General features: G+C 71.9%; 24 protein-coding genes. 11 read left to right on the forward strand and 13 right to left on the reverse strand.

Translation table 11 applies throughout. The annotated features are described in order from the left end of the window. The 9 genes from speE to GGQ83_RS13155 form a co-directional block, all read right to left on the reverse strand. Positions 1–867, reverse strand: a complete 867-nt coding sequence (speE, locus tag GGQ83_RS13115; protein WP_184384727.1) for a polyamine aminopropyltransferase — start codon at positions 865–867, stop codon at positions 1–3. An 84-nt stretch (positions 868–951) separates the two neighbouring features. Then, positions 952–1425 carry an adenosylmethionine decarboxylase gene (speD, locus tag GGQ83_RS13120; RefSeq protein ID WP_184384730.1) on the reverse strand — a complete coding sequence of 158 codons (474 nt, stop codon included), beginning with the start codon at positions 1423–1425 and terminating at the stop codon, positions 952–954. A 184-nt stretch (positions 1426–1609) separates the two neighbouring features. Beyond that, positions 1610–4669 (reverse strand): hypothetical protein, encoded by a 3060-nt coding sequence (locus GGQ83_RS13125; RefSeq protein ID WP_184384732.1) that lies wholly within the window; start codon positions 4667–4669, stop codon positions 1610–1612. A gap of 8 nt (positions 4670–4677) precedes the next feature. Beyond that, positions 4678–5268, reverse strand: a complete 591-nt coding sequence (locus tag GGQ83_RS13130) for a protein phosphatase CheZ (protein ID WP_184384734.1) — start codon at positions 5266–5268, stop codon at positions 4678–4680. Beyond that, positions 5261–5647, reverse strand: a complete 387-nt coding sequence (locus GGQ83_RS13135) for a chemotaxis response regulator CheY (RefSeq protein ID WP_184384736.1) — start codon at positions 5645–5647, stop codon at positions 5261–5263. Before GGQ83_RS13135 ends, GGQ83_RS13130 begins: the two co-directional genes overlap by 8 nt. 19 nt (positions 5648–5666) lie before the next feature. Next, positions 5667–6269, reverse strand: a complete 603-nt coding sequence (locus GGQ83_RS13140; RefSeq protein WP_184384737.1) for a MotE family protein — start codon at positions 6267–6269, stop codon at positions 5667–5669. Continuing rightward, the gene (locus GGQ83_RS13145) at positions 6266–6682 is read right to left on the reverse strand and encodes a DUF6468 domain-containing protein (protein WP_184384739.1); all 417 of its coding nucleotides are present in this window, start codon (positions 6680–6682) and stop codon (positions 6266–6268) included. The genes GGQ83_RS13140 and GGQ83_RS13145 overlap by 4 nt, the downstream gene beginning before the upstream one ends. Then, on the reverse strand, positions 6679–7749 hold the full coding sequence (fliM, locus tag GGQ83_RS13150; RefSeq protein WP_184384741.1) for a flagellar motor switch protein FliM: 1071 nt from the start codon (positions 7747–7749) through the stop codon (positions 6679–6681). The genes GGQ83_RS13145 and fliM overlap by 4 nt, the downstream gene beginning before the upstream one ends. After that, positions 7746–8282 (reverse strand): flagellar basal body-associated FliL family protein, encoded by a 537-nt coding sequence (locus GGQ83_RS13155; RefSeq protein WP_184384743.1) that lies wholly within the window; start codon positions 8280–8282, stop codon positions 7746–7748. The genes fliM and GGQ83_RS13155 overlap by 4 nt, the downstream gene beginning before the upstream one ends. A 209-nt stretch (positions 8283–8491) precedes the next feature. Between GGQ83_RS13155 and flgF the strand changes: the two genes are divergently transcribed. The 4 genes from flgF to flgH all read left to right on the forward strand — a co-directional run bounded on the left by flgF (position 8492) and on the right by flgH (position 11815). Further along, positions 8492–9235, forward strand: coding sequence for a flagellar basal-body rod protein FlgF (gene flgF, locus GGQ83_RS13160; protein ID WP_184384745.1), 744 nt, complete (start codon positions 8492–8494; stop codon positions 9233–9235). A gap of 80 nt (positions 9236–9315) precedes the next feature. After that, a complete protein-coding gene (flgG, locus tag GGQ83_RS13165) occupies positions 9316–10101 on the forward strand; it encodes a flagellar basal-body rod protein FlgG (protein WP_184384748.1) in 786 nt (261 codons plus the stop codon). Then, positions 10101–11066: a flagellar basal body P-ring formation chaperone FlgA gene (gene flgA, locus GGQ83_RS13170; RefSeq protein WP_184384750.1), complete on the forward strand. Its 966-nt coding sequence runs from the start codon at positions 10101–10103 to the stop codon at positions 11064–11066. The genes flgG and flgA overlap by 1 nt, the downstream gene beginning before the upstream one ends. An 11-nt stretch (positions 11067–11077) precedes the next feature. Next, positions 11078–11815 (forward strand): flagellar basal body L-ring protein FlgH, encoded by a 738-nt coding sequence (gene flgH / locus GGQ83_RS13175; protein WP_242535145.1) that lies wholly within the window; start codon positions 11078–11080, stop codon positions 11813–11815. Between the two features lie 201 nt (positions 11816–12016). On the opposite strand, the gene GGQ83_RS13180 is transcribed toward flgH, so the two are convergent. Further along, complete coding sequence (locus GGQ83_RS13180) at positions 12017–12616, reverse strand: class I SAM-dependent methyltransferase (protein ID WP_184384754.1); 600 nt, start codon at positions 12614–12616, stop codon at positions 12017–12019. Positions 12617–12826: 210 nt separating this feature from the next. Between GGQ83_RS13180 and GGQ83_RS13185 the strand changes: the two genes are divergently transcribed. Beyond that, positions 12827–14458 (forward strand): GMC family oxidoreductase, encoded by a 1632-nt coding sequence (locus GGQ83_RS13185; protein ID WP_184384756.1) that lies wholly within the window; start codon positions 12827–12829, stop codon positions 14456–14458. A 14-nt stretch (positions 14459–14472) separates the two neighbouring features. On the opposite strand, the gene GGQ83_RS13190 is transcribed toward GGQ83_RS13185, so the two are convergent. The 3 genes from GGQ83_RS13190 to GGQ83_RS13200 form a co-directional block, all read right to left on the reverse strand. After that, complete coding sequence (locus tag GGQ83_RS13190) at positions 14473–15024, reverse strand: BLUF domain-containing protein (RefSeq protein WP_184384758.1); 552 nt, start codon at positions 15022–15024, stop codon at positions 14473–14475. 397 nt (positions 15025–15421) lie between these two features. After that, positions 15422–15838 (reverse strand): RNA polymerase-binding protein DksA, encoded by a 417-nt coding sequence (gene dksA / locus GGQ83_RS13195; protein WP_184384760.1) that lies wholly within the window; start codon positions 15836–15838, stop codon positions 15422–15424. A 149-nt stretch (positions 15839–15987) separates the two neighbouring features. After that, positions 15988–16365 (reverse strand): flagellar assembly protein FliX, encoded by a 378-nt coding sequence (locus tag GGQ83_RS13200; RefSeq protein WP_184384762.1) that lies wholly within the window; start codon positions 16363–16365, stop codon positions 15988–15990. 211 nt (positions 16366–16576) lie between these two features. Between GGQ83_RS13200 and GGQ83_RS13205 the strand changes: the two genes are divergently transcribed. From GGQ83_RS13205 to GGQ83_RS13230, 6 genes are all read left to right on the forward strand, one after another. Continuing rightward, the gene (locus GGQ83_RS13205; protein WP_242535161.1) at positions 16577–17668 is read left to right on the forward strand and encodes a flagellar basal body P-ring protein FlgI; all 1092 of its coding nucleotides are present in this window, start codon (positions 16577–16579) and stop codon (positions 17666–17668) included. A gap of 79 nt (positions 17669–17747) precedes the next feature. Next, positions 17748–18047, forward strand: coding sequence for a rod-binding protein (locus tag GGQ83_RS13210; protein WP_184384764.1), 300 nt, complete (start codon positions 17748–17750; stop codon positions 18045–18047). Beyond that, complete coding sequence (locus GGQ83_RS13215) at positions 18044–18445, forward strand: hypothetical protein (RefSeq protein WP_184384766.1); 402 nt, start codon at positions 18044–18046, stop codon at positions 18443–18445. Before GGQ83_RS13210 ends, GGQ83_RS13215 begins: the two co-directional genes overlap by 4 nt. A gap of 14 nt (positions 18446–18459) precedes the next feature. Next, positions 18460–19209 (forward strand): RibD family protein, encoded by a 750-nt coding sequence (locus tag GGQ83_RS13220; RefSeq protein ID WP_184384767.1) that lies wholly within the window; start codon positions 18460–18462, stop codon positions 19207–19209. Further along, complete coding sequence (locus tag GGQ83_RS13225) at positions 19206–20174, forward strand: zinc-dependent alcohol dehydrogenase (protein WP_184384768.1); 969 nt, start codon at positions 19206–19208, stop codon at positions 20172–20174. Before GGQ83_RS13220 ends, GGQ83_RS13225 begins: the two co-directional genes overlap by 4 nt. Positions 20175–20185: 11 nt before the next feature. Continuing rightward, on the forward strand, positions 20186–20590 hold the full coding sequence (locus GGQ83_RS13230; RefSeq protein ID WP_184384769.1) for a 6-pyruvoyl trahydropterin synthase family protein: 405 nt from the start codon (positions 20186–20188) through the stop codon (positions 20588–20590). Positions 20591–20593: the final 3 nt, after the last annotated feature.

Genomic DNA, 20593 nt, shown 5'->3' on the forward strand with positions numbered 1-20593 from the left:
TCAGCACGCCAGGTTTTCCGCGATGTAGGGCGGCAGGGCGAAGGCGCCGGCGTGGATCTCGGGCGTCCAGTAGCGCGTCTGGCCCAGGATGCCCGCGGCCTCGGCACGCGCGCGGATGGTGGCCACGTCCACGGCGCGCAGCGTCGCGTCCTTGGCGGCCCAGCCCAGCGTCATGAAGCCGCCCACATAGGTCGGCACCGCGGCCACATAGGCCCAGGTGTCAGGGAAGGACTTGGCGCGGCGGATGTTCGTCTCGCGCAGTTCGTCGGCCTGCATGAAGGGCACGCCGCACTGGTTGACGATCAGGCCGCGGTCGCTCAGCAGGCGGGCGGCGTTGGCGTAGAACTCATCGGTGAAGAGCACCTCGCCCACGCCGATGGGGTCCGTGCTGTCCACGATCACCACGTCGAAGCTGCCCGAGGCGGCCTGGCGGACGTAATCAATGCCGTCGCCCACGATCACCTCGGCGCGCGGGTCGTTCCACGCATCGCCCGCGATCCCGGGCATGAATTCCTTGGCCAGGCGGATCACCTCGCCATCAATCTCGACCATCACGGCCTTCTCAACATTGCGGTGCTGCAGCACGCGCCGCAGCACGCCGCCATCGCCCGCGCCGATGATCAGCACGCGCTTCGCTTCGCCATGCGCCAGCAGGGGCACATGGGTCAGCATTTCCTGGTAGACGAACTCGTCGCGCTCGGTGATCTGCACCACGCCATCCAGCAGCATGACGCGGCCGTGGCTGGTGCTCTCGAACACCATGATGTCCTGGAAATCGCTCTGCACGCGCGCGAGTTCGCGCTTCACCAGGAAGCGCTGGCCCCAGTCGGGGTAGAGGGTTTCGTTCACCCAGGAATCGGTCGCCATCTTCGTCTATCTCCGCAAGGCCCACACAGAAGAAGGGCCGGGCGTCGCCACCCGGCCCCGTTCAACAGCACATATTGCCGGCGTTCAGCCGATCAGGCCGCGCTTGTGCTCGGCGAGCTGCACGCGCTCCGCCAGGAAGCCGCGCTTCAGGAACGGGATCGCCTTGTAGGGGTCGCAATCGCCGCAGACGAAGATGTCCAGCGCCGCGTAGTCCCGCTCCGGCCAGGTGTGGATGGACACATGGCTCTCGGCCAGCACCAGCACGCCCGACACCCCGCCATTGGGCGAGAAGTGGTGGAAATGCCCGTGCAGGATGGTGGCACCCGTGGCGATCGCGGCCTCGCGCAGCACGGCGTCGATGTGGCCGGGGTCGTCGAGGTTGGTCGCACCCCACAGGTCTATGATCAGGTGCGTGCCGGCGTAGCGCACGCCGTTCCGTTCGACGAAGTAATCCTTCGCCTCACTGACCGAACCGTGACCGGCGTCACCGTGAGAGACAGTCTGGGCGTTGCTCGGGAGCGTGTCCGAGTTCATCCCCAGTCGGACGAGAGAGTCCATTTGGTTCCCTTTCCTACCAGCAGATGACCAGGTGTATCGGCTGTGCGGCCAACTCGGCCGTCGGTTCGATCATGGTCAGTGGGGGGGCCTTCTGAGGCATGGGGGCCCGGGGGTCAAATGAAATCGGGACCTTGCGCCGTGATCCCTGTGCAAGGCGGCACGCCCCCAGCGCAAGGCTCATCCGTCAGCCACGGTCTTGCGGCAGGCTGCGGAAGAGATCAAGTTCGCGCGCGAGGCGCGGCAGATCCGCGAGGCCGCGCACCGGGTCGCTCGTCAGCGCGTCAAAACCGGCCTTCAACGGCGCTTCCGTCATGCGCGCGGCGTAGCGGGCGCGCAGCGCGGGAAGCTGGTCCTCCTCGCCCGCCAGGATGCGCAGGGCGGCCAGGCGCAGCACCTCGCGCTGGGCTCCGGCGGGCAGCGCCTGCGTGTCATCGGTGCGGTCGAGGTGCCGGGCCAGGGCGATGGCTGCGCCCGCATGGTCACGCGCGGCGGCGAGGATGCCGGAGAGCGCCAGATCGCCCTCGGCGCCCAGCGCGGTGAGCGATTCGACGGCGCGCTCCGTCTGGCCGCGCAGGGCCTCGGCGCGGGCGGCGAGGATGGCGCGGCGGCGGGCCAGCGCGACGGGCAGGTTGCGCACGGAGGTGGCGGTGAGCGCCTCCAGCGCCGCATCGGCGTCACGCGCATCCAGCCGCAACTCCGCGAGGCGCGCGCCCAGCGCGGCGCGCCCCTCGCCCGCCGGCGTGCGTTCCAGCGCGCGGGTCAGCAGCGCCGCCGCGCGGTCGTTCAGGTCGAGCGCGGCGAGGCGCCCGGCCAGCCCCTCCAGCACCGCGGCCGCCGCATCGCCGGTTGGCATCAGGTCCGGCTGGGCGTCGTGCATCGCGACGGCGGCGAGCGGCGCGTCCGTCTCCAGCGCCTGGAGGAAGGCCTGTTGCAGGCGGGGGCGGATGGCCGCCGCCTGCTCGGGGAAGAGCGAGGCCGTCTCCCGCAGCAGCGCCATGGCGGCGCGGGCATCGCCCGCCTCGCGCCGAAGGTCGGCGATGCGAAGCCGCGTCACCACCTCCTGCGCGTCGCCGCGCCAGGCGAAGAGCGTCTGTTCCAGCCCCTGCGCCGCCTCGGCCGGCGTGACGCGGCCGAGTTCCAGGCGCCGTTCCAGCGCGTGGCGCAGGGCGCGCGCGCGCATCAGCCGGTCACGCGAACGGGCGGCGGCGTCGAAGAGGTCCAGCGCCTCCTCCGTGCGGCCCTGCGCGTTTTCAGTGAGCGCGCGGGCCAAGGCGAGGCTCGGGTCCGGGCCCGCCTGTTCCAGCACGCGGGCGGCGGCGGGACCCTCGCCGCCGGCGGCCAGCGTTTCGGCCAGCACGGGCAGCAGGCGGCGGCGCAACCCCTCGGGGTAGGACATGAACAGCGGCGCGGTGGCGGCGAGGGAAGCGGCGGCGGTGCGCGTCTCGCCACGGGAGGCGTCACGCAGGGCGCGCCAGAGCATCACCTCGTCACTGGACGGGATCTCGACCTCCAGCGCGCCGGCAGGCGGGGTGCGGCCGGCCAGCAGCGCGGCAGCGCCGGAGAGGAAGCGGTGGCGCGGGTCCCGCGCGGCGGCGGGCGTCTCCTCGGCCGCCATGCGGAGCATGGCCTGCGCCTCCTGCGGCAGGCCGAGCGAGAGCAGCGTCTCGGCCACTGCGAAGCGCAGGGGCGCGCGCTGCAAGGGGGCGGCGCTGGCCACCGCCGCCTGTTGCGCGCGCAGGCGTTCCATCAGCGCGGGCACGGGCGCCGCCGGGAAGTCGAAGCTGCGCGTCATGGCGCCCGCGCCCTCGGTGAGCGGGCTGACCTCGGGGGCCGGCGCGGCGCCGGTCAGCACGAAGCGTCCCGCGCCCGCGCGCAACGCGATGCGGTCGGAGCGCGCGAGGATGGCGGCGCCGTGGAAGGTCTCCGGCAATTCCATCTCGGGCAGGCGGCGGGTGACGGGCTGGCGCGCGAGGGGGTCGCGCAGCGTGCCCAGCAGCAGGGGCAGGCCCGTTTCGGCATCGGTCAGCGCAACCACCTGCGCGGCGCCGGGTGCCGTGAGGAGAAGGGATTCGGCCTCCGGCACGGCGCGCAGATGCGCCACATCGGGCCCGCCCGGCGCGCGGGGGCCGGGAATGAGCAGCCAGTCCGCACCGTCGCGCTCCACGACCAGGCGCTGGTCGGCGGCGAGCGGGAAGGTCAGCACGCTGGCGCCGGGCAGGCGCTGCACCTGGGCGGCGGCGAAGGCGCGGTCGGCCCGGACGGCGCCGAGCTCGAGCGGCCGTTCGGAGGCCAGAACCACCAGCGCGGAATCCCCCCGGCGCAGCGCGGCGAGGCCAAAGCCCGCGGCCTGGGGCAGGCGCAGGGCGCTGGGCTGGTTGGCACGCAGCACGGCGCGCGCGCGGATGGGGGGCGGCCCGGCCAGGCTGTTCAATGGCGGGTTGGCAGTGGACGCAGGCTCGGCCACCGGCGGAGCCAGGGGCGCGGGCCGCGCGGGCGGCGCGGCCGGCACGGCTGCGGCGGGGCTTGCGGGCGCGGTCGCGGTCGCGACAGGGGCCGCGGGCGCGGGGCGCGTCGGCGCGGGCGGCGGCGCGGCCGCCACCGGCGCGGGCGGCTCGACGGCGGGCGGCGGAGGCTGCACGAAGGCGCCGCTGGGAATGGTGGAAGCGGGCTCGGCCGGAGCGGCTGCGACAGGGGCGGCTGCGACAGGGGCGGCGGGCGCGGGCGCGGCAGTGGGCGCGGGCATGTCGGGGCTCGGTGCGGCGGCGTTCGGCGCAAGCCGGGGCGCTGGCGGCGCCGTGGCGACGGGCGCGGCCGGTCTCGGCGCAGCGGGACGCGGAGCGGCGGGACGCGGAGCGGCGGCTGGGGCCGCGACGGGCGGCGGCGCGGCCTCGGGCGCAGCCGCGTCCATTACATCCACCGCCACCTTGGGGCCGTTGCGGAAATGCCGCACACGGCTGCCCTCGGCGATCAGCAGCTCGATGCCGCCCTCCACCCGGTTCGCGGCGGTGATGTTGCGCGGCAGACGGCCGCGCCCGGGCAGGACGACGGCATCGGGGTTGGGGAAACGCAGCAGCACGCGACCCGGCGTGGTTTCGACCGTGTAGGCGGGCGCCGCCGTCCAGTCGAAGACGATGCGCCCGAAGCCGGGGTGGTTCCCGGTGCGGACGCCCACACGCTCCTGCGCCGCGGCCAGCGGGGCGAACCCCGCCAGCAGCAGCGCCAGAAGCGCGACAAGCCGGGCCATGCGCCGCATCAGTCGAAGCTCGCCAGCAGGCGGTCGATATCGGCCTGGCTGCTGGCGGCGGTGGGCAGCTGGGGGCCATTGGCCAGCGCACGGCCCTCGGTCTCGGGCGTGATGGCCACCTCGGGCTCCGGTGCCGGCGCATTCTCCGTCGTGGTGCCGAAGCGGCGGGTCACGTCGGAGACACGCTGCTCGATCACCTTCAGCGCGCTCACCACCTTCGTGATGCGCTGGCCGGTGATGTCCTGGAAGCTGCACGCCTCGTAGATGCGCGTGACGGCAACACCCAGCGCATCGGCGTGTTCCGCCGGCAGCTTGGTCTGCAGCTTCTCCAGCCCCTCGCACACATCCAGGATTTCGTTGGTCGCGGTGGCGGTGTGTTCCACCACCGCGTCCAGCTCATCCGTCGCGGTCGGGATGTGGCGGTCGTTGATGTCGTCCACCCTCAGGGCGGCGATCTCGGATTTGGCGCGCGCGACCTCGCGGCCCAGCGCCTCCAGCTCTCCCAGCAGGGAGATCTCGGTGGTCGTCAGGTCGCCGGAGAGGCTGCCGAGCACCTCGCGCACGGCACGCTCGATCTGCTCGGGATTTTGATCAGGCATGGACGAGCACCTTCTCGATCTTTTCCTTCAGCGTCTCGGCGTTGAAGGGCTTGACGATGTAGTTGGAGACGCCGGCCTGCTTGGCGGCGACCACGTTCTCGGTCTTGCTCTCGGCCGTGATCATGATGAAGGGCAGGCTCTTGAGCCGGCTGTCGGCGCGCACCTCCTTCAGCAGGTCGAGGCCCGTCATCGGCTCCATGTTCCAGTCGCTGATGACCAGGCCGAAATTGCCGGCGCGCAGCTTCGCCAGCGCCTCGGCGCCGTCCGTCGCCTCCTCCACATTGTCGAATTCGAGCTGCTTGAGCAGGTTGCGGATGATGCGCAGCATGGTCTTGTAATCATCCACGATCAGCACGTTCATGTTCTTGTCGATGGCCATCGGCGGCTTGTCTCCGGGGTCAGGGTGAAGGGGCGAGGCGGGCGCGCAACCGCGCCAGCTCGGTGGTGGCCTGCCGCGCCCGATCGGGCTGCATGGCGGCAAGGATGGGGGCCGCGCGGGCTTCGCGCATGCGGGCGAGGACGGGCAGCAGCACCTCCATGTCCAGGTCGTTGAAGATCACGGAGGCGTCGCGCGGGCGCATCGCCTCGTAGAGCCGCACGAGTTGGCGCAGACGCTGTTCGGCGCGTTCGTCCTGCGCGGCTGTCTCGCTCTCCAGGCGCTGCTGGAGCGTGCCGAGCTGTTCGATGCGCGCGGCCAGGCGCCGTTCGGCGGCGGCCAGCAGCATCTCGCGCTGCGCCGTCTCGGCCTCCCGCGCCTCGATCGCCAGGCGGCGTTCGCGCAGGGATTCGAGCAGGGCGCGCTCGGCGGCCTGGATTTCGTCGGGCGGGGCTTCCGGCTGGGCGGCGGGCGCCGGCGCCGCCGGGGCCTCCGGCGCGGCGGCAGGGGCCTGTGCCGCGGCGGGCGTGCCGAAACCGTCATGCAGCATCAGGCCGCGCGTCAGCAGCAGCCCCGCCATGGCGAGGATGGCGAGCGGCAGCAGGCGGGGGCGCCAGCGCCTCATGCCACGCGCCCCAGGGCCCGGAGCAGTTCCCGCTCCGCCTCGCTGCGGGGCGCGGGCGTGCCGGGGGCGGCCGGGGCCGCGGCCAGCGGGCGGCCCGCCTGCACCGCGGCCTCCAGCCGGTCGGCGATGGTCTCGGCGCGTTCCAGCAGATAGCGCAGGTCATCCTGCGCGAGGCCCGCCGCTTTCAGCCTTTCGCCGAATTGGCGGTCCGCCTGCTCGGTCGCGGCGCGCAGCCGGGTCAGCACGGCATCGGCCTCGCGCGTCGCGTCCGCCAGCCCGTCGGCACCGCTGGCCAATGCCTCGCGGTCCGCGCGGAGCGCGCGCAGCATGCGGTCCAGCCGCCAGGCCATGGGCAGGGTCAGACCCAGCAGCAGCACCACCGCGATGTCGAGCAGGAGGGCGAGCTGGCTCATGTTCCCACCACCTCCGAAGGCGCCCGCAGCACCTGCGAGATCCGCACCGCCCGCCGCGTCTCCCGCCTGCCGTATTCCGCCTCGAACAGCGCCACGGGCCCGCATTGCAGCTTCACCGGCGCCTGGGGCTGGGCGTTGAGGGTGATGCGGTCCCCGGGCTTGAGGGCGATGATGGCCGAGAGCGGCATCACCTGCTGGTCCAGCACCACGTCGAGCGAGACGGCGGTGTCGCGCAGCTCCCGCGCCAGGTGGGTTTCCCAGATGCTGTCGCGACCGAACTTCTCGCCCATGAACTGCTGCAGCAGCAGCTCGCGCACCGGCTCCAGCGTGGCATAGGGCAGCAGCAGGTCCAGCGCGCCGCCACGATCCTCCATGTCAATCCGCAGCTTGGTCAGCACGCAGGCATTGGACAGGCGCGAGATGGTGGCGAAGCGCGGGTTCACCTCCAGCCGCTCGAAGCGGAATTCCACCTCGGTCAGCGGGCCGAAGGCGTCGCAGAGGTCCTTCAGCACCACGCAGATCAGGCGCTCGACCAGGGTGCGCTCGATGGTGGTGTAGGGGCGGCCCTCGACCCGCATCGCCGCGGTGCCGCGGCGGCCGCCCAACAGCACGTCCACGACCGAGTATATCATGGCGCTGTCCACCACGATCAGCCCGTAATTGTCCCATTCCTCCACCTTGAACACCGCGATCATCGCCGGCAGCGGCACGCTGTTCAGGTAGTCGCCGAAGCGCTGGCTCGCGATGCTGTCGATGCTGACCTCCACGTTGTCGGAGGTGAAGTTGCGAAGGCTGGTGGAGAGGATGCGCACGAGACGGTCGAAGATGATCTCGAGCATGGGCAGGCGCTCATACGAGACCAGCCCGGAATGAATCATCCGCTCGATGCCGGACTTGCCGACCTCGCCCTCGCCCGCCTGCTCGAAGCCCAGCAGGCTGTCGATCTCGGCCTGGTTCAGGACGCGCGTGGCGTCGGGCGTGGGGGAAGGCGCGGGCGTGCCGCTCTCCTCCTCCCCTTCCAGCGCCGCGCCCCAGGCGGCGGCGAGATCGTCTTCCTCGGTGCTCATTGCACGAGAATCTCGGTGAAGAGCACGTCGGTGACGCGCACGGGGGTGGCGGCGATGTTCGCGCGCGCGATCAGCTCCTCGCGCAGGCGGTGGGTGCCGGCGCTGCCGCGCAGCTCCTCGGGGCGCACCTCTCGCAGGTAGGTCGTGAAGAGGTCCAGCAGGCGGGGCATGGCGGCCTGCAGGGCGGTGGCATCGGCCTGGCCCCGCACCTCGATCTGGCTGCGCAGCCGGATGAAGACGGGGCGGCGGTTGCCGGAATTGAGGTTGGCCACGATGTCCGGCATGGCGACGAAGACGGCGGGTTCGGGCGGGCGGGGGCCGGTGTCCACCTCCTCGGCGGCGGCTTCCTCCACCGGCGGGGCCGCGTTCATGCCGAGCAGCCCGGGCAGCACGCCCGAGAACCACAGCCCCGCGCCCGCGCCCAGCAGCAGGAGCGGCAGGGCGAGCAGGATCAGCTTCTTCTTCGAGCGGCGCGGGGCATCCCCCTCGCCCCCCGCCTCGCCAACCGTCTCGGCCTTCGCTGCCGCGGCCATCGGGCCCACCCTTGTTGCGTGAGGCGGCAGAATGGGGGGCAGGGCGTTAAGGAACCGTTGCGCGGCCCGCCACCCCCTTCATGCCGGCACCCGGCAGGGCTTGCCGCCGCCATGCGGCAAAGCCTGCCCCAACCCCCCGTCCCGGGCTGGCACGCGGCTTGCCCCCATGGCGGCACCTGGCCCCTCGGCCGGGGCCCGAGGACCGCGCCATGGACAGCCCGAGCTACATCATCCTCTCCCGCCTCACCTCGCAACTCCGCGCGAGCCAGGTGACGGCGCACAACCTCGCCAATGCCGACACGCCGGGCTTCCGCGCGGCGCGGCCCATCTTCGCCGAGCATGTGGCGCGGCAAGGCCGGGTGGACGGCCCGCGCGAGGGGCGGGAGGTGGCCTATGCCTGGGACCGCGCGACCTGGCGCGACAACCAGGCCGGCGCCATCACCCGCACCGGCAACCCGCTGGATGTCGCCATCCAGGGCGATGGCTTCTTCACCGTGGAAACCCCGCGTGGCGAGCGCTTCACCCGCGCCGGCCGCTTCGCGATGGGCGCCAATGGCCAGCTGGTGGACCACCACGGCCATGCGGTGCTGAACGCGAACGGCCAGCCGATCGCCATTGCTCCGAACGACACGCAGATCGAGATCTCGGGCGATGGCACCATCCGCAGCGAGAACGGCATATTAGGCCGCATCCGGCTGGTGCGCTTCGACAATGAGCAGGCCTTGCAGCCCGAGGGCGACCGCCTCTTCGCCGCCGCCGGGCAGGAGCCGCAGGAGGTGGCCCAGCCCCGCATGGTCCAGGGCGCGGTGGAGGGCAGCAATGTCGTCTCCGTGCTGGAGATGACGCGGATGATGGCCGAGCTGCGCGAATTCCAGATGGCCACGCAATTCCTCGAACGCGAATCCGAGCGCCAGCAGAGCGCGATCGACCGCCTGCTGCGCCGCCGCACCTAAGGAGACCCATCCATGCGCTCCCTGCACATCGCCGCGGACCTTCGCGTTCTGTCGCGGCTCACCGGAAAGGTTCGCTGACCATGCGCTCGCTCCACATCGCCGCGACGGGCATGCTGGCCCAGCAGACCAATGTCGAGGTCATCTCCAACAACCTCGCGAACATGAACACCACCGGCTACAAGCGCCGGCGGGCCGAGTTCCAGGACCTGATTTACCAGAACCTGCGCCGCGTGGGTTCGCAAAGCTCCGATGCCGGCACGGTGCTGCCCTCGGGCGCCCAAGTCGGGCTTGGTGTGCGCACGGCGGCCATCTACCGCATCAGCGAGCAGGGCAATCTGCAGCAGACCGAGAACCGCTTCGACCTCGCCATCCGCGGCAATGGCTATTTCCAGGTGCAGCTTCCCACCGGCGAGGTGGCCTACACGCGTGACGGCACCTTCAGTTTGAGCCCCGAGGGCGTGATCGTCACCGCCGAGGGCTTCGTGGTGAACCCGGGCATCAACGTGCCGGCCGCCGCGCGCGACGTGACGATCAACGCCTCGGGCGAGGTGCTGGTCTCGCTCGACGGGCAGGTCGCGCCGCAGAATGTGGGGCAGATCCAGACGGCCATCTTCGCCAATGAGGGCGGCCTTGTCGCCATGGGCGACAACCTGTTCCTCGCCACCCCCGCCTCGGGCGAGGCCCAGGCCGCCGCCCCCGGTCAGCCGGGCCATGGCTCCCTGATGCAGGGCTTCATCGAGACCTCCAACGTGAACACGGTGCAGGAGATCACGTCGCTCATCACCGCCCAGCGCGCCTATGAGATGAACAGCCGCATCATCACGGCCTCCGACGAGATGCTCTCGACGCTCACGAGGCTGCGTTGATGTCGCGCCGTCTCTTCCTGGCGGGGCTGCTGGCCGCGCCGCTGGCCGCCCGCGCCGAGACGCCGCCCGCCCTGCTGCGCCCGCATGTGCTGCTGGAGGGGGACACGCTGCGCGTCTCCGACCTCTTCGACCAGGCCGGGCCGCGCGGCGCCACGCCGCTCGCCGCCGCCCCCCTGCCCGGCCGGCGCATGGTGCTGGAGGCGCAGAACCTGTGGAACATCGCCCGCGCCCATGGCGTGCCCTGGCGGCCGCTGACGGGGCAGGAGCGCGCGGTGGTCGAACGCCCCGGCCGCCCCGTGCCCCGCGCCGAGATCGAGGCGCTGCTGCGCGCCGAACTCACGCGCCACGGCATGGACGAGGAGATGGAGATGGACCTGCCCGGCCTGATCCCGCCCATGATCCCGGGTGCCGCCTTCTACGAGATGGCGCTGGAGGGCGTGGTGCTGGAACAGCCTTCCCTGCGCTTCGCCGCCACGCTGCTGGTGCTGGCCGATGGCATGCCCGCCCAGCGCATGCGCCTGGTGGGCCGTGCGGCCCCCACCACGCCCGTGGTGGTGGCCACCCGGCGCCTGGCCCTGAACGAGATCATCGCCCCCGAGGATGCGCGCCTGATCCGCCTGCGGGCCGAGCGCGTGCGGCCGGGCCAGGCGCAGCAGCTGGAACAGGTGGTGGGGCAGGAACTGCGCCGCCCCATGGCCGTGGAACAGAGCTTCGCGCTGGTGGACCTTGGCCCGCCCTCCATCGTGCAGCGCAACGCTCTCGTCACCCTGTTGCTGGACACGCCCGGGCTGCAACTGGCCGTGCAGGGCCGCGCCATGCGCGCCGCCGCCCGTGGCGAGGCGGTGACGGTGATGAACCTCACGAGCCGCAGCGTGGTGGAGGGCATCGCCATCGCCCCCGGCCGCGTGCGCGTCGCCATGGGCAGCGTGCCCGTCTCCAGCACCCCCCTCTCCGCGACCCGATGAAGGCCCCTCGCATGAACCGCGCCGCCCCAGCCCTTCTCGCCCTGTTGCTGCTGGCCGGCTGCGGCCAGGCGGAGCGCCTGTCGCGCGTCGGCCGCGCGCCGGACTTCACGCCCGTCAGCGACCCCACGGCCGATCCACGCTGGCGCCCCGTCTCCATGCCCATGCCCGCGCCGCAGGAGGCGCCGGCCATGGCCAATTCCCTGTGGCGCCCCGGCAGCCGCACCTTCCTGCGCGACCAGCGCGCGGCGCAGGTGGGGGACCTGATCACCATCCTCGTCTCCATCCAGGACCAGGCGCAGTTGCAGAACCGCACCCAGGCCACGCGCGGCGGCACGCAGGAGATGGGCATGCCCGCGCTGCTCGGCCTGGAGAACGCCGTGCCGCGCGTGCTGCCCAACACGGTGGACCCCGCGCGCCTCATCGGCACCAACAGCACCGGCACGGCCGATGGCACGGGCAGCGTGCGCCGCACCGAGCAGATCACGCTGCGCCTCGCTGGCGTCATCACCCAATCCCTGCCCAACGGGAACATGGTGGTGATGGGGCGGCAGGAGGTGCGGGTGAACAACGAGATGCGCGAGCTGACGGTGCAGGGCATCGTCCGCCCGCAGGATATCGGCAGCGACAACACGGTGCGGCATGACCGGCTGGCGGAGGCGCGCATCGCCTATGGGGGGCGGGGTTCGCTCAGCGACATCCAGCAGCCCAGGCTGGGGCAGCAGCTGCTCGACATCCTGCTGCCCTTCTGAGTTCCCCACGAAGTTTTCGCCGGCGGCAATGGCGCGGGGCGCCGTGTGCGCCGGCGAAACCTTCGCGGGGGCCCCACCGGATGATACCCCACGAAATCGCTTCGCGCTTTCGCGGGGGCCCCACCGGACCCTCTTCCTGCCTGGCCAGCCCCGTTGCCGCGGCGAAGCCGCGGCGCCGATCGGGGGGCGGATGCGCCGCCCCTATTCGGGACGCACCACATGGCGCGCCAGGTCGAAGGCGATGGCGGCCGCATCCACCGCCTCCGGCACCGAGAAGACCGCGCAACGGCCCATGGTCGAGGCGGGCGCCAGGTGCCGCTCCACGACATGATAATCCTGCGCGCGGTCCATGTAGTCGTCGAAGATGATCAGCGTGCCGGGCTCAGCCTTCAGCAGGCAGGCCAGGAAACAGGCCACCCGGAAGCGGCCGTCAATCAGGATCAGGTCCGGCGCGTGCGCGCGCCTCTCGATCTCGTGCCAGACTTGCAGCGGGTAGCCCGGCCATTGGCGGCACGCCTGGGTGTCGGCCGGGCGCCCCCATTCGGCGGTCTCGCCGACATGGGCGAGCATCAGCCAGAAGCCTGTGCCCGGCCGGCGCGCCTGCGCGGCGGCGCGCTGGACGCGTTCCGCGAAGGGCCGGTCGGATTCGACGGAATAGACCCGTGGCACGCCAAGCCGCAGCGCCAGCAGCGTGCTGCCCCCCGTGCCATATTCGAGATAGCAGGTGGCGGCCTTCAGGCGCTCCTCCAGCAAGGCGCGCGCCTCGGGCGGCATCTGCGGTTCGTCCGGCACGTCGTACATGATGGCGGTCCCCCTGGGCCATGGCGTCGCGGCCAGGCGCGCGGCGCCCCGGTCCGGCCGCGACGGGCGCGGCCACCGGAATGAGCAAGCCCCGGGCCAGCCGGCCTCGCGCGGGGCCAAGCCGCCGCCGAATCCCACGCATCGCCGCCTTCCCCCGTCCGGCCCGGCGGGATTAGGCTCATGCCCGCGACGCAATCCCGGGGAAGCGCCATGGACGACGAATTCGACTATGTGATCGTGGGCTGTGGCGCCGCGGGGTCGCTCCTCGCCGCGCGGCTGAGCGAGGACAGCGCCGTGCGCGTCTGCGTGCTGGAAGCAGGCCCCAAGGACCGCAACCCCTTCATCCATATCCCCGCGGGCTTCATCAAGACGCTGAAGGACCCCTCGGTCACCTGGCAGTTCCGCACGGCACCGACCGAGCGCACGGGCGGGCGGCCCATCGCCACCGTGCAGGGGCGCACGCTGGGCGGCTCCTCCTCGGTCAATGGGATGATCTACAATCGCGGTCAGCCGGGGGATCTCGATTCCTGGGCGCAGCGCGGCAATCGCGGCTGGGGCTATGCCGACAGCCTGCCCTATTACCGCCGCACCGAACGCCGCCTGGGCTATGGCGAGGCGGACAAGCGCGGGCGCGAACAGGGCATCCCCGTCACCGACATGGACTGGATCAACCCGCTGAGCGAGGCCTTCATCGCGGCCTGCGAAGGGGCGGGCATCCCGCGCAACCCCGACTACAATTCCGGTGACCAGGCGGGCGTGGGCTATTTCCAGCGCGCCATCCTGAACGGCAAGCGCGTCTCGGCCTATCGGGCCTTCCTGCACGGGGCGCTGGCGCGGCCCAACCTCGAACTCCGCACCGAGGCGCGGGCGAACGCCATCCTGATGGAAGGCAAGCGCGCCATCGGCGTCACCTACCAGCGTAAGCAGGGCGGGCCTTCCACCACGGTGCGGGCGCGGCGCGAGGTGATCCTCTGTGGCGGCACGGTGAACACGGCGCGGCTGCTGCAGGTCAGCGGCATCGGCCCCGCGCCCCTGCTGCAATCCTTGGGCGTGGAGGTGAAGCACGAACTCCGCGGCGTGGGCGAGAATTTCCGCGACCACTACGCGTCCCGCGTGGTCTGGCGCGCCAAGCCGGGCGTGACCACGCTGAACGAGCTGGCGAAGGGGCTGCGCCTGGGTGGCCAGGTGGCGCGCTGGGGCATGGGGCAGCCCAGCATCCTCGCGACCGCGCCCAGCCACGTCTATGTCTTCTGGAAGAGCTTCGAGGGGCTGGACCAGCCCGATTTGCAATGCGTCTTCACCCCCGGCAGCTACAAGGAGGGGCAGGTCTATGTGCTGGACGACTACCCGGGTGTCACCGCCGGCGCCTGGCAGCACCGCCCCGAAAGCACCGGCTGGGTGCGCGCGAAAAGCCGCAATGTCTTCGAAGACCCCGAGATCCAGCCCAACTACCTGAAGGACGAGAATGACCGCCGCGTCCATCTCGGCGGCATCCGCCTCATCCGCCGCCTGCTGGCCCGACCGGAGATGGCGCCTTTCCTGGAGATGGAGACGCTGCCCGGCCTCGACGCGCAATCGGATGACGAGCTGCTGGACTTCGCCTACCGCAATGGCAGCACGACCTATCACCTGATCGGCACGGCGCGGATGGGCCCGGCCACGGACCCCACGGCGGTGGTGGATGACCGGCTGCGCGTGCACGGGATGGAGGGGCTGAGGGTGGTGGACGCCTCGATCATGCCCAGCATGACCAGCGCCAACACCTATGCCACCACGCTGATGATCGCGGAGAAGGCCAGCGACTTCATCCGCGGGCGGGCGCTGGAGAGCGAGGCGGCCTGAGGCCGCCCGGCGCCTCAGCCGACCCGCACGCGCAGCGAAGCGAGGCTCTCCTCGGCCGGGGCGATCCGCGCCAGCATGGCGCGGCACAGCGACTGGCCATGCACCGCGGTCGAGCACAGGCCCGCCGCTTCGCGCGCCGCATAGGCGGCCGCGGCTTCGGCGATGAGACCGGGCGGCATCTTGCCGGAACAGGCCATGGACCAGCCGGCAAATCCGCGCGTCACGGTCGGCACGAACTCGATCACGCGGATGTCGGTGTGGCGCCGGTCGCGGAGCAGGCGATCGAAGGTGGCGAGCAGGATTCCGGCCGGTCCCTCAAGAACCTGCGCGAACCACCCTCCCCCCACCGCGAGGGCGCCGGTGAGGCCATCCTGCCGGTTCCGCACGCTGGACGCGGCGGCGATCTCATGGGCTTGCCGCTCCAGCAGATCGGGATCGGCCTGGGTGGCGAGGCTGACATAGGTGAGGCTGTGCAGCATGGCATGGAGGCCCGCCCCACGCGCCGCGCCGTCGGGCCATCCGATCGCGCTGCGGCGTTGCCGGTTGTCCATGATGTGGGGATGCACGACGCCAACGGGCGCTGAGGCCATGCCGCGCGCATCGAATGCCATGGGGAAGGTGATCCTGATATGATGGGGTAAGGCGCCGCTTCCGCCGCCGAGACGGCAGGACCTATGTTCGGGGCGCGCCCCAAGCACGAAGTGGCGAAGATTTTTTGTTTTCGCCACTTCGTTTCGCTTTATGCGATTTTTTTACCCTAAAGTCAATCGGATCTTTGCGCCAGGACGTGCGTCGTTTGTGCCTGGCGATGGCGGCCAAGTGCTGCGAATGGCATGCGAGGCCCTGGCCTTCTGGCGGAGCCGGATGGCCTGACATGGCGCGCGGCGATGTGGGGTAGGGACCGGTGGCGGTGCCGCGCTCGGATCGAACGCCGCGCCACCTGTCCGGACCAGACCGCGACGTTCAGTCGTCGCGGTGGACCTTCTCCATCCGCTCATGCCGCTCCTGCGCTTCGATGGAGAGGGTGGCGATGGGGCGGGCTTCGAGGCGGCGCAGCCCGATGGGCTCGTCGGTTTCCTCGCAGTAGCCGTAGGTGCCGTTGGAAATCCGTTCCAACGCCTGGTCTATCTTGGAGATCAGCTTGCGGGCGCGGTCGCGGGTGCGAAGTTCCAGGGCGCGGTCGGTCTCGACACTGGCCCGGTCGGTCAAGTCCGCCTCGGTAATGCCGCCGGCGGAGAGCGAATTCAGCGTGACGCCCGCCTCACGCAGCAACTCGTGGCGCCATCTCAGCAATTTTTGGCGGAAATACTCCTGCTGGAGGGCGTTCATGAATTCTTCGTCCTCTGAAGGACGATAGTCGGGCGGCAGCGTCACGACCATTCTTCTTGCCTCCCCTACACGGTGCGGCAAGCCCGGCGCCCGCCGCCCTCCCAGGGCGGGCGGACCATAGGCGGGAGCATTCGTCACAACAAGGGGTCAATCGCGACAAGTGTATGACCCTGTTTGGCTTCGACCGGACAAATGGCGCGTCAGCGGCCCAGCCTGGCCAGGGTGATGCGGGCGCGCAGGGCAATTCCTCCCACCAATTCGCGCAGCGCGGGGTCATGGCCGGCCTCGCCCTCCGCCAGGGCCGCGAGGCGCCGCAGCGCCGACTCGGGCAGTTGCCCCGCCAGCAGCCCGGCCTGCAGCCCCGTCAGCTCCTGCAACAGGGCCTGGCCGCGGCGGGCGGCGGTCGCGTCCCGCTCCGCGGGCGTCAGGGCGGGCGGGGGCACGCCCATGCCGAGCCCGGCCATGGGGGCGATGGCGGCCGCATGGGCCGGCGCCTCGCTCTCGGCCAGGCGAAAGCCGGCGGGCCCGCGCGCGGCGCGCCGCGCCGTCACCCCATAGCCCCGGATCGGCTCGACCATGCTGGCCCTCTCCTTTCGTCCCGCTGCTGCCGCCCCCCGGCAGGTTTCACGCATCCCCGGCAGGCTTTGCCGGCCAGACAGGGCTCCAGGGCTGGCATGCCGGTTGCGAGGCACCTGGGGCCCCGCTCCGGGGCGACTGGAAGGTGGAGGTATTGTGTTGCCAGCGGATGAACGCGCCGCCCCCAAGGGGCTGTGGTCGGCCATGCGGCGGATGGGGGGCTTGCTCGCCCTGCTCCTGCTGCTGCCGGGCCTGGCCCTCGCGCAGCCCGTCCGCATCAAGGACATCGCCGACATCGAGGGCGTGCGCGACAACCAGCTGGTGGGCTACGGCCTGGTGGTGGGCCTGCCCGGCACCGGCGACAGGCTCCGCACCGCCATCTTCACCCGCCAATCCCTGGTGGGGATGCTGGAACGCCTGGGCGTGAACACCCGCGACAACGAGGCGCGGCTGGACACGCGCAATATCGCGGCCGTGATGGTCACGGCCAACCTGCCCGCCTTCGCCCAACCCGGCTCGCGCATTGACGTCGCCATCTCCTCGCTGGGCGACGCGCAGAACCTCACGGGCGGCATGCTGGTGGTCACCCCCCTGCTGGGCGCGGATGGCGAGGTCTATGCGGTGGCGCAGGGCGCCGTCGCCACGGGCGCCATCGGCGCGCGCGGCGCGGGGGCCAGCGTGCAGCGCGGCGTGCCGACCTCGGCGCGGATTTCGGCGGGTGCGATCGTGGAGCGCGCGGTGCCCTTCACCCTCGCCAACCGCCCGACCCTGCGGCTGGCGCTGCGCAACCCCGACTTCACCACGGCGCGGCGCATCGCCGCCGCCATCAACCGCGCCCAGGGCCAGGGGGTGGCGCGCGCGACCGACCCGCGCACCGTGCTGCTGAACCTGGGCAACCGTGATCCGGTCGCCTTCATCACCGACATCGAGCAGCTGCGCGTGACACCCGACCAGGTGGCGCGGGTGGTCATCGAGGAGGCGTCCGGCACCATCGTCATGGGCTCCAATGTGCGGGTGTCGACGGTGGCGATCGCGCAGGGCAACCTCACCATCCGCATCACCGAGACACCGCAGGTGGTGCAGCCCAACCCGCTGGCGGGCGGCGAGACGGTGGTGGTGCCGCGCACCCAGATCGAGGTGGACGACCAGCGCGAACGCCGCGTGGGCGTGCTGGATGGCGGGGTGACGCTGGAAGAGCTGGTGCGCGGGCTGAACAGCCTGGGCGTCGGCCCACGCGACCTGATCACCATCCTGCAGACCATCCGCGCGGCGGGTGCGCTTCAGGCGGAACTGGAGGTGCGCTGATGTCCACGCAAGCGCCCCGCCTGCAGCGCCGTTTCCTTGTCCGCTCCGCGGCGGGGCAGGCCGAACTGGAGGTCCGCTGATGATCATCCCCCTCCCCACCGCCGGCGCCACCACCACCCAGGTGCCGCCGCGCATGCGGCAGGCCGCCCAGGCCTTCGAGGCCCAGGTGCTGGCGCAGATGCTGCAGCCCGCCTTCGCCGCCGCCCACAATGACAAATCGCCCTTCGGCGGCGGGTCCGCCGAGGCGCAATGGCGGCCCATGCTGGTCGAGGCCTTCGCCACTTCCGCCGCGCGCGGCGGGCGGGGCATCGGGCTCTCCGACATGGTCCTCGCCCACATGATCCGCACCCAAGCCCAATCACAGGAGAACCATCCATGATGGACGCCGTCATCGCCGCCGGAGAGCGCCTCGCCGAGGCCCTTCGCGCCGAGAACGAGGCGCTGGCCGCGCTCGACCTCACCCGCGCCGCCGCCATGGCCACGCGCAAGGTGCAAGCCACCGACGCCTTCGCCGCCGCCACCGCCGCCGCAACCCGGGTGGGCGCCCGCGCCGAGGGTGGGCTGCGCCAGATGGCGGAGAAGTTGGCGACCGACCTCGGCTCGCTCGGCCAGCAGAACCGGAAATTGCTGGAGGAGGCGATCGCCTTGCAATCGCGTGTGATCGAGACCATCGCCACCGCCTCTCGCCCCGCGGCCCATGCGCCGGGCTATGGCCGCCAGGGCCGCCACCGGCCGGGCGCCCAGGCCGCGGCCCTTGCGGTGGTGACGCGGGCCTGACAGAACCGGGCCGCATGGATGGCCCGGGGTTCGAAGCGGAATGGCAGGCGCTGCTGGCGGGGGAACCCGGCCGCGCCGGCGCCATGGCGGGGCTGTTCGGCCCCCTCTTCCACCCCACCGCGCCCGATGGCTGCGTGGTGGTGGGGCGCCTCGCCCAGACGCTGGACGGGCGCATCGCGACGCGCAGCGGCCACAGCCAATGGATCGGCGGCGAGGGCGATCTGCGCCACACCCACCGGCTGCGCGCCCTGTGCCACGCGGTGCTGGTGGGGTCCGCCACGGTGCGCGAGGATGATCCGCGCCTGACCACGCGGCGCGTGGAAGGCCCCTCGCCCGTGCGGGTGGTGTTGGATGCCTCGCGCCGGCTTTCCACCGATTACGGCATCTTCCGCGAGGGCCCGCCCACCCTGCTGGTCGCGGCCGAGGATGGCCCGGCACGGCACGGCACGGCCGAGGTGCTGCGCGTGCCGCGCGACGAGGGTGGCGGCCTCGACCTGCCCGCCCTGCTGCGGGCGCTGGCGGCGCGGGGGCTGACGCGCATCTTCGTGGAGGGCGGCGGGCAGACCGTCTCGCGCTTCCTGGCGGCCGGGTGCCTCGACCGGCTGCATGTGACGGTGGCGCCCATGATATTGGGCTCGGGCCGCCCGGCCTTCGCGCTGCCGGAGGTGAACCGCATCGAACAGGGGATGCGCTTCGGCTGGACGGTGCATGACATCGCGCCCGACGTGCTGTTCGACATCGCGCTGGATCGGCGCGCGCCATGAGCCAGGCACTGTGGCATGTGGCGCCGGGCCGGGCCGAGCTGCGCCCCGCCCCGTGCGGCGAACCCGGGCCGGACGAGAACCTGGTGCGCGCCCTGGCCTCGGGCATTTCGCGCGGGACCGAGCGCCTGGTGCATTTCGGCCGCGTGCCCCCCGAAGCCGCCACCCAGATGCGCGGCCCCATGCAGGAGGGCGATTTCCCCTTCCCCGTGAAATACGGCTACTGCCTGGTGGGCGAGGTCGAGGCCGGGCCGCATGCGGGACAGCGCGTCTTCTGCCTGCACCCGCACCAGTCGCGCTTGGTCATCCCAGCCGGTCTCTGCGCGCCCCTGCCGGACGCGCTGCCCACGCGCCGCGCCGTGCTGGGGGCGAACATGGAAACCGCGCTGAACGCCATCTGGGATGCGGCCCCCCTGCCAGGGGAACGCGCCATGGTGATCGGCGCGGGCGTGGTCGGGCTGCTGATCGCCGCGCTGCTGGCGCGCATTCCCGGCGTGGCGGTGACGGTGGTGGACCGCGACCCCGCCCGCGCCGCGCTGGCGGAAACGCTGGGCGCGCGCTTCGCCCTGCCGGATTCGGCGCCCGGCGAACAGGAACTGATCTTCCACGCCAGCGCCAGCGAGGCGGGGCTGTGCCTCGCGCTGAACCGCGCCGGTTTCGAGGCCCGCATCATCGAGGCCTCCTGGTTCGGTGCCACCACCCCCGCCCTGCCGCTGGGGGCCGATTTCCACCACAAGCGGCTGCGCCTGCTCTCGACCCAGGTGGGCCATGTCAGCCCCGCCATGCGCGGGCGGCGCAGCCATGGGCAGCGCATGGCGTTGGCGCTGGACCTGCTGGCCGCCGATGCGCGGCTGGACGCGCTGCTCGGGCCCGAGACACCCTTCGCCGACCTGCCCGCCCGCATCACCACCTTGCTTGAACCCCCACCGGGCGCGGCCCAGCCGCTCTGCCCCCTCGTCATCTACTGAAAGGCCTGCCGATGTTCAGCCTGACCGTCGTGGACCACATCATGATCGCGCACAGCTTCCGCGGCGCGGAGTTCGGCCCCGCGCAACGCCTGCATGGCGCCACCTTCGTGGTGGAGGCGGAGTTCCGCGCGCCCAAGCTCGACCACCTGCATCTGCTGATCGACATCGGGCTGGCGAAGGACGAGCTGCGGAAGATCCTGTCCGCGCTGGACTACCGCAACCTCGACGAGGAGCAGGTCTTCGCCGGCAAGAACACCACCACCGAATATCTCTGCCTGCACATCCATGGCCTGCTGGCCGCCGCCTGCCGCGACGGGCGCATGGGGCCGGGCGGGGATGGGGTGACGGGCATCAAGGTGCTGCTGCGCGAGAGCCACATCGCCTGGGCCGCCTTCGAGGGGCCCGTGGAAGCCTGACGC

It is taken from the genome of Roseococcus suduntuyensis, from assembly GCF_014196305.1.
In the GTDB taxonomy this organism is placed as follows: domain Bacteria; phylum Pseudomonadota; class Alphaproteobacteria; order Acetobacterales; family Acetobacteraceae; genus Roseococcus; species Roseococcus suduntuyensis.